This window comes from Pseudoglutamicibacter albus (genome assembly GCF_031458175.1).
GTDB classification, from domain to species: domain Bacteria; phylum Actinomycetota; class Actinomycetes; order Actinomycetales; family Micrococcaceae; genus Pseudoglutamicibacter; species Pseudoglutamicibacter albus.
Genome location: NZ_JAVDXX010000001.1, coordinates 1,693,970 through 1,707,839 on the forward strand (window position 1 = coordinate 1,693,970; position 13,870 = coordinate 1,707,839).

Below are 13,870 nucleotides of genomic sequence, written 5' to 3' on the forward strand. Positions count from 1 at the left end.
CCGCAGAAGGCCTCCATGACACCACGCTACATCCGCAACCCCCAGGACGGGCAACACAATGTCCTGTTACGCGGTATGCAACAAGCGCGGAACCACACCAACCGGCTCATCGCGAGCTCCCCCGCCCGGCTCACCATCCTCGTCTTCGCCGTCGGCATCGCCTTCTTCACAACCCTGCTCTCGCTACCCATCGCATCACGCACCGGCGAACCAACCCCACTCGCTGACGCGATGTTCACCGCCGTATCCGCGTTCTGCGTCACCGGCCTCACCACCGTCTCAACCGCCGGACACTGGACCTTTTTCGGCCAGCTCGTCATGATCATCGCCGTGTTCGTGGGCGGCCTCGGCATCATGACGCTCGCCTCAATGCTTTCGATGGCGGTGTCCCGCAAACTCGGCGTCCGAGGCAAACTCATGGCGCAAACCGCGATGTCCCAAACCGCGTCATCAAAACTCGGCGAAGTCGGCTCCCTACTCCGCGTCGTCATCACAACAGCAGTCAGCATCCAGTTCGTGATCGCGCTCTGCCTCACCATCCGGTTCTGGGTCCGCGGCGAAGATTTCTCCCGCGGGCTCTGGCACGGCATCTTCTACGCCGTATCCGCATTCAACAACGCCGGATTCACCGCCCACGTTGATGACCTCGCCAACTTCAGCCACGACCTGTGGATCCTCTTGCCTCTCATGATCGCCGTGTTCACCGGCGCGCTCGGCTTCCCCGTCATGCTCGTGCTCGTGCGCCACCACTTCCACGCGCACAAATGGAACCTCCACACCAAGCTCACCGTCACGACCGCACTCATCCTCTTGGTCGTCGGCTGGGTCATCTGGGGCGGCATCGAATGGAACAACAAAGCCACCATCGGCGACCTGCCAGTCGGCGACAAGATCATCTATGCCCTCTTCGCCTCCATCATGACCCGCTCAGGCGGCATGGCGTTGGTCAACCAAACCGACCTCCACCCCGCAACCATGGTCGTGACCGACGCCCTCATGTTCATCGGCGGCGGCTCCGCATCCACAGCGGGCGGCATCAAACTCACCACATTCGCGATCCTCTTCCTCGCGATCCTCGCCGAAGCCCGCGGCACAGAACACGTCCACGTCTACGGGCGCCGCCTCCCCGAAGCCGCTCTGCGCATCGCGATCGCCGTGACCGCACTCGCAGCAAGCATCATCACGCTCGGGATCACCCTCATCCTCTTCGCGAAACCCGACGCACCCCTGGAACACGTACTCCTCGAATCCATCTCCGCATTCGCTACCGTAGGACTATCAACCAACCTCTCAGCCGAACTACCCGACTTCGGCAAATACGTCCTCTGCGGACTCATGTTCACCGGACGCCTCGGAACCGTAACCTTCGCAACCGCACTCACCCTGCGGCAAAGCCGCCAGCTCTACCAGCTACCAGAAGAAAGGCCAATCATTGGCTGACCAGCAAACGCCCAAGCACTCCCCCGTGCTCGTGATCGGGCTCGGACGGTTCGGCGCCGCCGTAGCCGAACAACTCGTGAGCATGGGCCGCGAAGTCCTCGCAGTAGAACGCAGCCCCGAACTCGTCCAAAACTTCGCCGACCGCGTCACCCACGCCGTCGCAGCCGACGCCACCAACATCGAAGCCCTCCGCCAACTCGGCGCAAGCGACTTCACCTCCGCGGTAGTCGGCGTCGGAACCTCCATCGAATCATCCGTGCTCACCACCGTGAACCTCGTGGACCTCGGCGTGGAACACATCTGGGCTAAAGCCATCACCCCAGCCCACGGGAAAATCCTCTCCCGCATCGGCGCAACCAACGTCATCTACCCAGAAGCCGACGCCGGGGTACGCACCGCCCACCTCGTAGGCGGCCGCATGATCGACTTCATCGAATTCGAAGACGACTTCGCAATCGTGAAAATGCAGCCACCCAAAGAAACCCAAGGATTCACGCTCGCCCAATCACGCGTACGCGAAAAATACGGCGTGACCGTACTCGGGGTGAAATCCCCCGGCGAAGAATTCGCCTACGCCGCACCCGACACCCTCATCACACCGCGAGACATGCTCATCGTCTCCGGACACGTAGACCTCATCGAACGCTTCGCCGGGCGCCCCTAACCAGCGCGCAGCTTCAGCCGGCCATTTCAGCGGCGCGCTCAGCGCACGCTTTCTGCCCTGCCACGACGGCCTCGCTGAAACCCTCGCGCCCCATCGTATTAATCGCGGCCTCCGTTGTGCCGCCCGGGGAGGTCACCGCGCGCCGCAACTGCGCGGGCTCACGCTCATCTTGGGCCAACATCGCACCAGCACCAGCAACCGTGGCGGCAGCAAGCTCACGGGCGAACTCAGGATCCAAGCCCAATTCGACTCCGCCCTGGGCCATAGCCTCAGCCAAGAAAAACACGTACGCCGGGCCCGAGCCCGAAACCGCCGTCAACGCATCAATGTGCGATTCCGGGATCTCAAACACCTGGCCCGCACCCTCGAAAATGCTAGAGACCAAACGTACGTGCTCATCCGTGGCGTTGGTTCCGCGCACCAAACCCACCACACCAGAACCATACTGAAGCGGCGTATTCGGCATAGTACGGATCACAGGCTGTCCCTTAGCCACGGCCGCCTCAAGCTGTTCCACACTCACCGCGGCAGCAATCGAAACCACCACTGCATCCGGCTTGAGCTGCGGGGCAAGCTCCCCCAAAACATCAACCATCATGTGCGGCTTGACACCCATCAACACGACATCCGCGTCAGAAACCGCCTGCAGGTTAGCCCGCTCATCTTCGCGCTGGGACAACGCCTCAATGCCCTGATTCTTCCTCCACGCTTCAGCGCTCTCAACGCTGCGTGTGGTCACCACCACCGAATCCTTCGAAACACCAGCCTTCAGCGCGCCCTCAAGGATCGCGCCATTCATGTTCCCAGTTCCGATAAAAGCAATCCGCGTATCAGTCATGGGCCCAGTATGTCATTCGAGGCAGGGCGTTGCAGGTGGGTTCGCGTGAAGTCCAGACATTGGGCCAGGACCTGCTCAACACCATCGGGCTCTTTGCGCCAACGCCGCGTAGTGACCTCAACCGTGGCGGAGCCGCGCCAACCTGTTTCCCCCAGGTATTGCAGGGTCTCAGCGACCGGTTGGGTGCCCATCCCCGGCGGAAGGTGCTCATCCTTACCGTTGTCGGTGCCATCGCACACGTGCAGGTGGGTCAACCGGGAACCTAACGCCTGGACTGCGGCCAGAGAATCCGCACCGGCAATCGCGGCGTGCGAGAAATCCCAGGTCACAAAGTCATAGTCCAACGGGACCGGATCATAATGCGGACGATACATTTTGCTGTTCTGCTGCCCCGCGGCACGCCACGGGTACATGTTCTCCACCGCAATCACTACGCCGTATTCCTCGTTGGAGCGGCGCACACCTTCGGCGAAACCCGTCGCATACTTACCCTGCCAACGGAACGGCGGATGCACCACAATTGTGCGGACCCCCAGCTCATGCGCCAACAGAACAGAGCGCTGAATCTTCTTCCACGCACCACCCCACACTTGTTGCGTGAACAGCAGCGTCGGCGCGTGAATCGCAGCGACCGGCACCTGATACCGCTGCATCAAGGCATACAGCTCATCCCCGGTGCGGGTCGTCGAATTGCCGGTCACCAGAACCTCGATGCCGTCATAGCCAAGATCCCGCGCCAACTGGAACGCCCGCTCAGGCCCCTTCGGGAACGCGCACGTAGTGGAAAGATAAACCGGAACTCGTTCGGATGCAGATGACGATGGGTCAACAGACAACGTAACTCCTAGCGTGCCGGCGGGACCAGGTGAAGGTTCTCCTTGAGGGCATCAACATCACCCACACCAGCGTACTCGTCATCGATCACATCGTGATCCCGCAACAGGCGATCAAAGCGGTGCATCAAAAGGCCTTCGCGCAACGCCCACGGGCAAATCCGGACCTGCTTGACCTCCAGCTTCTCCATCACCATCTCAGCGGCGACAGCACCTGCCAACAGCTGCGGGGCGCGAATCGGAGACACACCATCCAGGTGTGCCCGCTCATCGAAGGACAACGAGACCAGCTTCTCAGCCCATTTGCGAACGTCCTTCAACGTCAAGGTGCGCACCAAGAAGGGGCCGTCCGCCTCCGATGCCGCGCCACTCATACGCGCCAACGTGCGGAACGTCTTCGATGTTGCGACCACCAAATCAGGCTCGACCTGATCCGCGAACTGACGCAACGGCTCCTCGATGACCCCGGCGATATATTCGCGCAAACGCCCCACGAGCGCTTCTTTGGGTGGGTCGCCCGGCAGAAAGTCCTTAGTCAACCGAGCCGCACCCAACGGCATCGAAACCGCCAAATCAGGGAACTCGTTACGGCCGATCGCAACCTCAAACGAGCCGCCACCGATATCCAAAACCATCAGATCTCGCACACCCCAGCCGAACCAGCGGCGGGCAGCGAAGAACGTCATCGCCGATTCTTCCTCCCCCGTCAGCTCCTGAAGCTTAACCCCAGACAACTGCTCAACCTGGCGAATAATGTCCGGGCCGTTCAACGCCTCACGCAGCGCGGAAGTACAAAACGCCAAAAGGTCTTCGGCCCTGTGGCGGCGGGCGAAATCCACGGCCTCATCCACGAAAGACAACAACGCCTGCCGGCCCTCATCCGTCACCGCGCCGCGCGGATCAAGATAGCGCACCAACGAAAGCTGCTGCTTATAGGAGGCGAACGCCGTGGGGCGGGCACCCGGGAACGCATCCACGAGCAATAAGTGGACCGTGTTGGAGCCAATATCCAAAACACCTAAACGCACGGCGCAGCCTACTCGCTCTTCTTCTTAGCGGTCGAGGTTCGCTTGGTCGCGGTTGCCTTCGTTGCCGTGGTTTTCTTTGCAGCCGTGCTCTTGCGTGCTGCCGGTTTCTTCGCCGCAGCGCCCTTCTTCGCTGCCGTCTTCTTCGTGGCAGTGCCGCCCTTCGCGGCGACCTTGGCGCGCTTCTCCATGAGCAAGTCAACCGCTTGCTCCTTGGTCAACTGCTCAACAGTGGTGCCACGAGGAATCGTCACGTTCGTCTTACCATCCGTGATGTAATCACCGAAACGGCCTGACTTCACAACGATCTTCCCGCCCGAATTCGGGTCCTCACCGAATTCAGCCAACGGCGGCTTAGCGGCCCCGCGGCCACGCTGCTTAGGCTGAGCATAAATCTCACGGGCTTTCTCCTCAGTGACCGTGAAAATCTCTTCCTCGCTCTGCAGCGAACGGTAATCCGTGCCCTTCTTCAAGTACGGACCAAAGCGACCATTCGCTGCCACAATCTCCGAACCATCGGAATCCGTGCCCACATGCCGCGGAAGCGACATCAACTTCACGGCCTCCTCGAACGTGACCGTGGCAGGGCTCATGCCCTTAAACAAGCTCGCCGTCTTAGGTTTCTTCTTAGCCGGCTTCTTCTTAGGTTTCGGGTTCCCGTTCTTGTAATACTCGGTCGGGATCGAATCGTAATAAGCCTGAAGTTCTTCCTCCGTCATCTCCGGAATAACCTCAGTCACATACGGTCCATAACGGCCGTCCTTAGCCACAATCATGTGTCCAGTCTCCGGGTGGCGGCCCAGCTCGCGGTCCCCCTCAACCGCGGCATCCATGAGTTCCTGGGCCTTCTGCGGCGTCAACTCATCCGGAGCCAAATCCTCCGGAACGTTCGCACGCAACGGCTCCTTGCCCGGCTCAGCATCCTCAGGCAGAGACTTCTCAAGATACGGACCGAACTTACCCACACGCAACGTGATGTCATCGGTGATCTTGATCGAGTTGATCGCCCGTGCATCAATCTCTCCCAGGTGATCCACCACGCTCTTCAAACCGGCATCTGCGGTGTCACCGAAGTAGAACGAAGACAACCAGTCCTCATTCTTCAACTGACCGGCGGCAATCTTATCCAGATCGTCCTCAAGACGAGCCGTGAAATCGTAATCCACGTACTGGCCGAAATGCTCCTCCAGCAAACGGATCACCGAAAACGCAGTCCACGAAGGAACCAAAGCCCCGCCACGTTTAGTGACGTAACCGCGATCCATGATCGTGGAAATCGTTGGCGCATACGTCGACGGACGGCCAATCTCACGCTTCTCAAGCTCAGCCACAATCGAGGCTTCCGTGTACCGGGCCGGAGGCGTGGTCTTATGCCCCGCCGCCTCGACGTCCTGGCTCGTCAACGAATCCCCTTCAGCCAGCTTCGGCAACCGGACCTGCTGACCCTTCTCCTTCGCCTCCTCGCTCTTACCTTCCTCATAAGCAGCAAGGAAACCCTGGAACGTAATCACCGTGCCCGATGCCGAAAACTCAGCCACCCGGCCATCCGCGGCCTTACCTTGAACCTTGACCGTGGCCGTCGAACCCTTCGCATCAGCCATCTGCGAGGCAACCGTACGCTTCCAGATCAGCTCATACAAACGGAACTCATCCGGGCTCAAAACCCCCTTGACCTGAGCCGGGGTACGGAACGAATCACCTGCCGGACGGATCGCCTCGTGAGCCTCCTGCGCCGCCGCATTCTTCGACGAATACACGCGCGGCTTCGGCGCAACATGATCCGCTCCGTACAGCTCCGTGATCTGCCGGCGAGCAGCGCTAACCGCCTCAGACGAAAGGCTCACCGAATCCGTACGCATATACGTGATGAAACCGTTCTCATATAGACGCTGAGCAACCTGCATCGTCACCCTGGACGAGAAACGCAACCTACGCGAAGCATCCTGCTGCAGAGTCGAGGTCGTAAACGGCGCAAAAGGACGACGCGTGTACGGCTTCTCCTCAACCGAGACCACCGAACACGTCGCCCCAGCCAACCCCTCAGCCAAAGACGACGCATCGGCTTCCTTCAAAACCAGCACATCGGCCTTCGCCGCCGCCGGACGCAACTGGCCCTCATCGTTGAAGTCACGGCCCGAAGCCACGCGGCGGCCATCAACCTGCGTCAAGCGTGCACGGAACGCCTCACCCGTACCAGCAACGAACTCACCGGAAACATCCCAATACTCGGCCGGAACGAACGCCATCCGTTCACGCTCACGCTCAACCACCAAACGCGTAGCAACAGACTGCACACGGCCCGCCGAAAGGCCCGGCCCCACCTTGCGCCACAGAACCGGCGAAATCTCATAACCGTAGAGACGGTCCAAAATACGGCGGGTCTCTTGCGCATCCACCAGATCCATATCCAGATCCCGCAGATTCTCAAGAGCACGCTGAACCGACTCTTTAGTGATCTCTGTGAACGTCATCCGGTACACCGGCACCTTAGGCTTCAAAACCTCCAAAAGGTGCCAAGAAATCGCTTCACCCTCACGGTCAGCATCCGTCGCCAGATACAAAGCATCAGCATCTTTCAGCTCACGCTTCAGATCCGTGACCCGCTTCTTCTTATCCGGGTACACCACGTAATACGGCTCAAAACCATGATCAACGTCCACAGCGAACTTACCCACGGAGGTCTTCTTCAACTCCGCAGGCAACTCTTTAGGTTGCGGCAAATCACGAATATGCCCCACAGACGCATCCACGACGAAGCCATCGCCCAAATACTTAGCGATGGACTTACTCTTCGCCGGGGACTCAACGATCACGAGTTTTTTACCGGTTTTATTCTTAGTGGCGGGCACTGCTCTCCTTGAAACCCGACATGTTCAACACACCGAACGGTGCGCTACTCAACAGTTCCTAACCCTAGCGTGCCAAACCGATCTCGCGCTTGTCACCACACATTCACGTGTCACCACGAGTTAATCTGTAGCGCTGAATCTAGGGTTGCGGCCCTGGGTTTACGGTTGCCGTACTGGGTTGCGTTTGCGGCCCCGAGGTTCGTTCTGAGCAGCCGCGTTCGCCGCGTCAGAACCCGTCTTCACCAGGGAACGGCTGCGTGCGGTCCGGCAAGCCTGACAGTAAATAGTATGTACGCCGGCGCGGAACGGCCGGGTCATCAGCTTCACGCGAACGAGCCGTGAACTCCTTCTCTAATTCGTTGATGCGCCGCAAAAACTCTTTCTCGTTCTCCTCATCTAGGAACAGCGACCCGAAATACATGTACGCCGATGCCGGGATCTCTGAATCATGGCGGCGGTTCTTCTCCCGGAACTCGATTTCCGCGACCAGTTTCTCCCGGTAGGTATCCAAACGGGTTTGCGCATAATTAGTCAGCTGCGAGTACTGCCCACCGCGGGAGGCCGTCACCACAGAATCCCCCATAGCCCGCCAATGCCGTTCACGGCCATCACTGTTGGCCCCTTTAGGTGGTGAAACCCGCTCCACCAGACCGAAACGCTCCAACTCACGCAAGTGATAACTCATCGCCGACGGGGTGAGACCCGTCAACTCCGCAAGCTCAGTAGCCGTACGCGTAGCCCGCGAACCTATCAGCTCATCGATCACCAAAACCCGCGCCCGATGCGTCAACGCCTTAATCGCTTTCGGGTCCGTCACCACAATCTGGCGGCCACCACCAGCCTTGAGCCCTGCAGCAGGAGTCTCTGCAGCAGGGGCCTCTGTGGCAGGGGTTTCTGTGGCAGGAGTTTCCTCCCCGGTAGGCTCCGGCGCATCGGTGTTTGCTGCATTGGTGTTTGCCGCATTGGTGTGTGTCGCGGCGGTGTCTGCCGCAGCGGTGGTTTCAGCGGGGCTCGCTGATGTCGGCTCAGGAGCTTCAGGAGTAGGTAGCACGGATATCCCCCTGGCAACAGTGAGAAAGCCAGGAAGTACCCAGCACAAACACAATATGCAGAAAGAACTACAGATTAAATAATTATCTCACATTGTGGGATGGGTCACAGAAATAGCTCCAGACTCCGCTCATTCGATCACCAAGAGCCCTTGCCGCACCAACGTGGCCGCAAAATCAACCAAGTCCCGAACCTGCCGTTGCGTGCCGTGCTGGCCGGCTGCCGCATCGGCATCGGCATCGGCATCGAGAGCATCGTCCGTCATGAGTTCAACGACAGCGGCGGCTAATGCACCCACCGGAACATCACCATCGCAGGCTGAAACCAAACCAGCCTGTTCCGTCGTCAACGCATGCGTACGCCGCAGCCCCGAGCCCTGCCGCAACACGATCATCTGCGGATGCGGATCCAAAGGCCGCCCATACGTCTCAGTCGTCACATCCTCGGCAACGACAGCCCGCGCTGAGGCCACATCGAGCCCCACCAACGCATCGGCCGCATCAATCTCACGCTTCAACCACGGCCCCAAAGGGGAATCCACCTCACGCAAAACCTCCTCAAACACGCGCCCCACACCATGCGCACGCCCCACCTCCGGGCGCCTCAACCACACATAACCGAACCCCACGCCCTCAACATCACGCGAGGCGAAATCCTCAAGATACTCACCGAAACGACGCTGCGCTGCCACCGGATCCCGGTCCTCAGAGGCATCCCGCAACCACATCTGCGCATAATCGGCAGGCGACTCAACATCACGCTGAATCACCCACGCCTCAAGCCCCTGAGGAGTCCAGTCATCCAAACGCTGAGCCCAATGAGCACCAGAAGGGATCTCCCAGTTCGCCAACATCTGAGCCGTACCGCCCGGCGCTAAAACATCACCCAAGCCGCGCCACAAAGTCTCAACCAGCTGATCCCCCGGCAAGCCCCCATCCCGGTACGTGAAACGGTCCTCCTCCGATTCCCCCACCGTGCGCGGAGTAATCACAAACGGCGGATTCGACACCACCACATCAAACTGCCGCCCAGCCACAGGCTCCAACAACGAACCCTGCAGCAAAGTGAGGCGCGCATCCATATCAGCGGGATCGATACCCAACTGCTCATAGTTCAGCAACGCATTGAAACGCGTGAACGCCAACGCACGCCCCGAAAGGTCAGTCGCCGTGACGTGCCCGGCATGCCGCAACAAATGAAACGTCTGAATACCGCACCCAACACCCACGTCCAACGCCGTATCAACGTCACGGCGAACCGTATTGGCCGCCAACGTCAACGACGCCTGACCAATCCCCAACACATGGTCCTTACGCAAAACACCCTCACGATGATGCGCCCCAACATCCGAAGCCACCCACAGCTCAAGCCCATCATCAGCCGCATGCGGGCGAAGATCTACGGCTGCCCGCACTCCGCCACCCGGGGCCGGCTCCACCAAGCCCAGCCGCATCAAACCCTCAACGCCAACACCCGGCATCGCTGCGCTCAGCTCAGCCGACTCAACCACACCACCCAACACGAAAACCCACACCAACGCCGCCAACCCGGCATCCGAACCGGCGGTCGGCGCGCCGGCGGCCCGGGCCTGCTCGACAGCCCAGCGGGCAGCCGCCGGCTGCTCACGAACCAGCGCATCCATCGCGTCCTCGCCCACCAACGCAACCACCGCATCGAACGTGAAGCGTGCCGCCACCAAATCAGCGCGCAAAACATCAACATCAGAAACGGAAGAAAACACTGGGAGATCCGGAGAAACCATGACAACAGTCTAGGTAAAAGCTGTGAATTATTGCCGTTCACGGGACATACATTTCAGCGCACTCCTCGTTACCTACCAGTAGGTTGTAGGCTCAACACATGAACGGTATTGCAAGCGATGAGCTCATCGGCACCTGGGTCAACGGCTGGGCCGAAGCCCGAGGCTTCGACACCTACCACGAAGGACCAGTCCACGCCTACCGCCGAACAGGTCAAGACGAAGCCCACTGGGAATACGTAGTCCACGAACCCGACAACGAACTGCTGAAAAAACTCGCACACATGATGCGCGAACACAGCGGTCAACGCCTCACCGTCTTCACCGAAGACCCAGACAGCATGCCCGAGAAAGTCCACGAAGTCGGGCTCAAAGTCGTAGCCAACCGCGAAGTCATGATGACCAGCCCCATGGCCGCGCAAGACGTCGAACCACCCATCACCGAAGACAGCCTCGTCTGGCATGAAAAACGCGACGGCGCCCACACCTGGGTCTCCCTCCACCGCCGCGAAGACGGAGCCGTTCTCGCCTCCGGACACATGGCGGCCATCGGCGACTACGCAGTCTTCGACCGCATCGTCACCGCACCAGACCAGCGCCGCAAGGGCTACGGAACACTCGTGACCCGCTACCTCGCATCCGTCGCAACCGAAACCGAAGCCGAATACGGCCTCCTCGTCGCCTCAACCGACGGCTACGAGCTCTACCACCACCTCGGCTGGACCCTACTCGGCGCGATGCTCGCAGTAGAAACCCCAGAAGAAGCAGACGACGCCGCACGCACCGACCACACCAACTAACGCGCGTGAGCTGACCTGCTGAGCTGCGGCAATACGTTTCGGCGCCGCCCCTCCCGCACCTTGGGAGGGGCGGCGCCACGGCTTTAAGTCCACATCCGTGAAACAAGACGGTTGTTGCGCGGCTGTGGGTTGGCTGGCCGCGAGTTGGCTGGCCGTGAGGCGGGTGGGGCTCTGTGACGGCGTGGCTGTGGGAAGATGCAGGGGATATGAAAGATTTCCGGACACTGGTTCCCCTGCTGGGCCGCGGCGATGAACCCGAGACGCTACGGCACGTCCGAGTCATGCCCTCCCGCGAAGCCGAATATGCTCCCTGGCCCGAGTGGCTGCACCCGGATGCCCGCCATGCCTGGGGTGAGGCCGGAATCCATCAGCCCTACCGGCATCAAGTCGAAGCCGCCAACCTCATCCACACCGGCCACGACACCATCATCGCCACCGGAACCGCCTCAGGTAAATCACTGGCCTACCTCATGCCGGTGCTCGATGCGCTGACCCGCGGAGCACGCATCGACACGACGCATCACGATGCGGGAGCCAGAGCGCCCCACAACGCTGCCGCCTCACCGGCGGCCAGCGTCCTTTCGGGTGGTCGCGGCGAAGCGACCGCCCTCTATATCGCACCAACCAAAGCGTTGGCCGGCGACCAACTCACCAGCATCGAGGAACTCGGCGTACCCGGTGTCAGGGCCGCAACATACGACGGCGACACTCCACCCGAAGAACGACGCTGGGTACGGGACCACGCCAACTTTCTACTCACCAACCCAGACATGCTCCACTACGGGGTCCTGCCCAACCACACACGGTGGGCGCCGTTCCTACGGAAGCTCACGCACATCGTGGTGGACGAGGCGCATTCATATCGCGGGGTTTTCGGTTCCCACGTTGCCGTTCTATTGCGGCGCCTGCTACGGATCGCCGAACATTACGGCGCGGACGTGCGGGTGGTCGGGGCGAGTGCGACGAGCGCTGAACCCGCCGCGACGTTCACGCGCTTGACGGGGCGGGAAGCGTGCGCGGTAACGCAGGACACTTCGGAGACCGGGGAGACGACCGTGGTGTTGTGGGAGCCGCCGTTGACCGATCAACGGGGTGAGAACGGCGTGTTCTTGCGTCGCTCCCTCGTTGCTGAAACCGCTGACTTGCTGGCAAACCTCGTCTCTGGGCATGTACGGACCCTGGCGTTTATCCGCTCCCGGAGGGGTGCCGAGGCGATTTCCGCTTCGACTCGCCGGCTTCTAGAAGAGGTCGATGATTCCCTGCCGGGTCGCATCGCGGCTTATAGGTCAGGGTATTTGCCGCAGGAACGCCGCGCTTTGGAAGACGCGTTACGCTCGGGTGAGCTACTGGGGGTCGCATCGACGTCCGCGCTTGAATTGGGTATCGACATCGCGGGTCTGGATGCGGTGCTGGTGGCGGGCTGGCCGGGGACGCGTGCCTCGTTCTTCCAACAGATTGGGCGTGCCGGCCGCGGCGGGCAAGAGTCTTTGGCCACGTTCATTGCAGGCGACGACCCGCTCGATGCGTTTTTGGTTCATCACCCGGAAACGTTGCTGGATTCCGGGGTTGAGGCGAGTGTTTTTGACCCTTCGAACCCCTATGTTCTGCAGCCACATTTGGCCGCGGCTGCCGCTGAGCTTCCCTTGACAGTCAACGATATGAGCTTGTTTGGGGGTACCGCGCGGGAACTGGTTGAGGATCTGGAGGAACGCGGTATTTTGCGTCGCCGCCCATCGGGGTGGTTTTGGGTTCACGCTGAGTCTGCTCACGAGTTCGTGGACCTGCGTTCAGTGGGTGGCGGCCCGATGCAGGTCATCGACTCCCAGACGGGTGCCGTGATCGCGACGATGGACTCTTCACAGGCGCACTATCAGGCTCATGAGGGTGCCGTGTATTTGCATCAGGGCAAGCGCTATGTGGTTGATGTTTTAGATGAGGAGAACCACGTGGTCCTCGCTACCGCGGCTGAGCCTGATTTCTATACTCAAGCCCGCGATGTCACGAGCGTGAAAGTCCTGGATGTGACGCATGAGGAGAAATGGGGCGAGATAGGCGTCTACTACGGGGACCTACTGGTGACAACGCAGGTGGTTTCTTTCCAACGTAAAGCGTTGATTTCTAACGAGATTTTGAGTGAGGAGCCACTTGAGCTTGAGCCGCGTGAGCTGTTCACCAAAGGCGTGTGGTTCACGATCCCTGAGCCGCGCTTGCATTCGGCTGGAGTTCAGGCTGGCGCTATCCCTGGTTCGTTGCATGCCGCGGAGCATGCCGCGATTGGTCTGTTGCCGTTGTTGGTCACGAGTGACCGTTGGGACATTGGCGGGGTCTCTACCGCGATGCACATTGATACTGAGTCGCCCACCATTTTCGTCTACGACGGCCATGCGGGTGGTGCGGGTTTCACCGAGCGTGCTCACGCGATGGCCCCGTTCTGGCTGGAGGCTACACGGGATGCGATCCGCACGTGCGAGTGTTCTTCCGGATGCCCTTCCTGTGTTCAGTCCCCTAAGTGCGGTAACAAGAACAACCCTCTAGATAAAGCCGGTGCGATCGCTCTGCTGAGCGAAATCCTGCGTTTTGTACCCGCTCACCGTAAACGCCGCTGAGCGCTG

10 protein-coding genes are annotated in these 13,870 nt (G+C 60.4%); 4 read left to right on the forward strand and 6 right to left on the reverse strand.

What is annotated here, in order from left to right; all coding sequences use genetic code 11:
• Nucleotides 1-15 precede the first annotated feature (15 nt).
• Nucleotides 16-1,440 (forward strand): TrkH family potassium uptake protein, encoded by a 1,425-nt coding sequence (locus J2S67_RS07480; RefSeq protein WP_310247709.1) that lies wholly within the window; start codon nucleotides 16-18, stop codon nucleotides 1,438-1,440.
• 25 nt (nucleotides 1,441-1,465) lie between these two features.
• Nucleotides 1,466-2,104 (forward strand): potassium channel family protein, encoded by a 639-nt coding sequence (locus tag J2S67_RS07485; RefSeq protein WP_310248788.1) that lies wholly within the window; start codon nucleotides 1,466-1,468, stop codon nucleotides 2,102-2,104.
• A 13-nt stretch (nucleotides 2,105-2,117) separates the two neighbouring features.
• On the opposite strand, the gene proC is transcribed toward J2S67_RS07485, so the two are convergent.
• The 6 genes from proC to J2S67_RS07515 all read right to left on the reverse strand — a co-directional run bounded on the left by proC (nucleotide 2,118) and on the right by J2S67_RS07515 (nucleotide 10,461).
• Nucleotides 2,118-2,942, reverse strand: coding sequence for a pyrroline-5-carboxylate reductase (gene proC / locus J2S67_RS07490; protein ID WP_310247711.1), 825 nt, complete (start codon nucleotides 2,940-2,942; stop codon nucleotides 2,118-2,120).
• Nucleotides 2,939-3,778 carry a sugar phosphate isomerase/epimerase family protein gene (locus J2S67_RS07495; RefSeq protein ID WP_239446019.1) on the reverse strand — a complete coding sequence of 280 codons (840 nt, stop codon included), beginning with the start codon at nucleotides 3,776-3,778 and terminating at the stop codon, nucleotides 2,939-2,941. The genes proC and J2S67_RS07495 overlap by 4 nt, the downstream gene beginning before the upstream one ends.
• A gap of 8 nt (nucleotides 3,779-3,786) precedes the next feature.
• Nucleotides 3,787-4,803: a Ppx/GppA phosphatase family protein gene (locus tag J2S67_RS07500; RefSeq protein WP_239446018.1), complete on the reverse strand. Its 1,017-nt coding sequence runs from the start codon at nucleotides 4,801-4,803 to the stop codon at nucleotides 3,787-3,789.
• 8 nt (nucleotides 4,804-4,811) lie between these two features.
• Entirely contained in the window at nucleotides 4,812-7,649 is a 2,838-nt protein-coding gene (gene topA / locus J2S67_RS07505; RefSeq protein ID WP_310247720.1) for a type I DNA topoisomerase, read from the reverse strand.
• A 226-nt stretch (nucleotides 7,650-7,875) separates the two neighbouring features.
• Nucleotides 7,876-8,700: a winged helix-turn-helix domain-containing protein gene (locus tag J2S67_RS07510; protein WP_310247722.1), complete on the reverse strand. Its 825-nt coding sequence runs from the start codon at nucleotides 8,698-8,700 to the stop codon at nucleotides 7,876-7,878.
• A 129-nt stretch (nucleotides 8,701-8,829) separates the two neighbouring features.
• On the reverse strand, nucleotides 8,830-10,461 hold the full coding sequence (locus J2S67_RS07515; RefSeq protein ID WP_310247724.1) for a DUF7059 domain-containing protein: 1,632 nt from the start codon (nucleotides 10,459-10,461) through the stop codon (nucleotides 8,830-8,832).
• A 98-nt stretch (nucleotides 10,462-10,559) separates the two neighbouring features.
• On the opposite strand from J2S67_RS07515, the gene J2S67_RS07520 reads away from it, so the two are divergent.
• Together J2S67_RS07520 and J2S67_RS07525 are read left to right on the forward strand one after the other, a co-directional pair.
• Entirely contained in the window at nucleotides 10,560-11,258 is a 699-nt protein-coding gene (locus J2S67_RS07520) for a GNAT family N-acetyltransferase (protein ID WP_052048754.1), read from the forward strand.
• Between the two features lie 206 nt (nucleotides 11,259-11,464).
• Nucleotides 11,465-13,864, forward strand: coding sequence for a DEAD/DEAH box helicase (locus tag J2S67_RS07525; RefSeq protein WP_310247728.1), 2,400 nt, complete (start codon nucleotides 11,465-11,467; stop codon nucleotides 13,862-13,864).
• The last annotated feature ends 6 nt before the right edge of the window (nucleotides 13,865-13,870 follow it).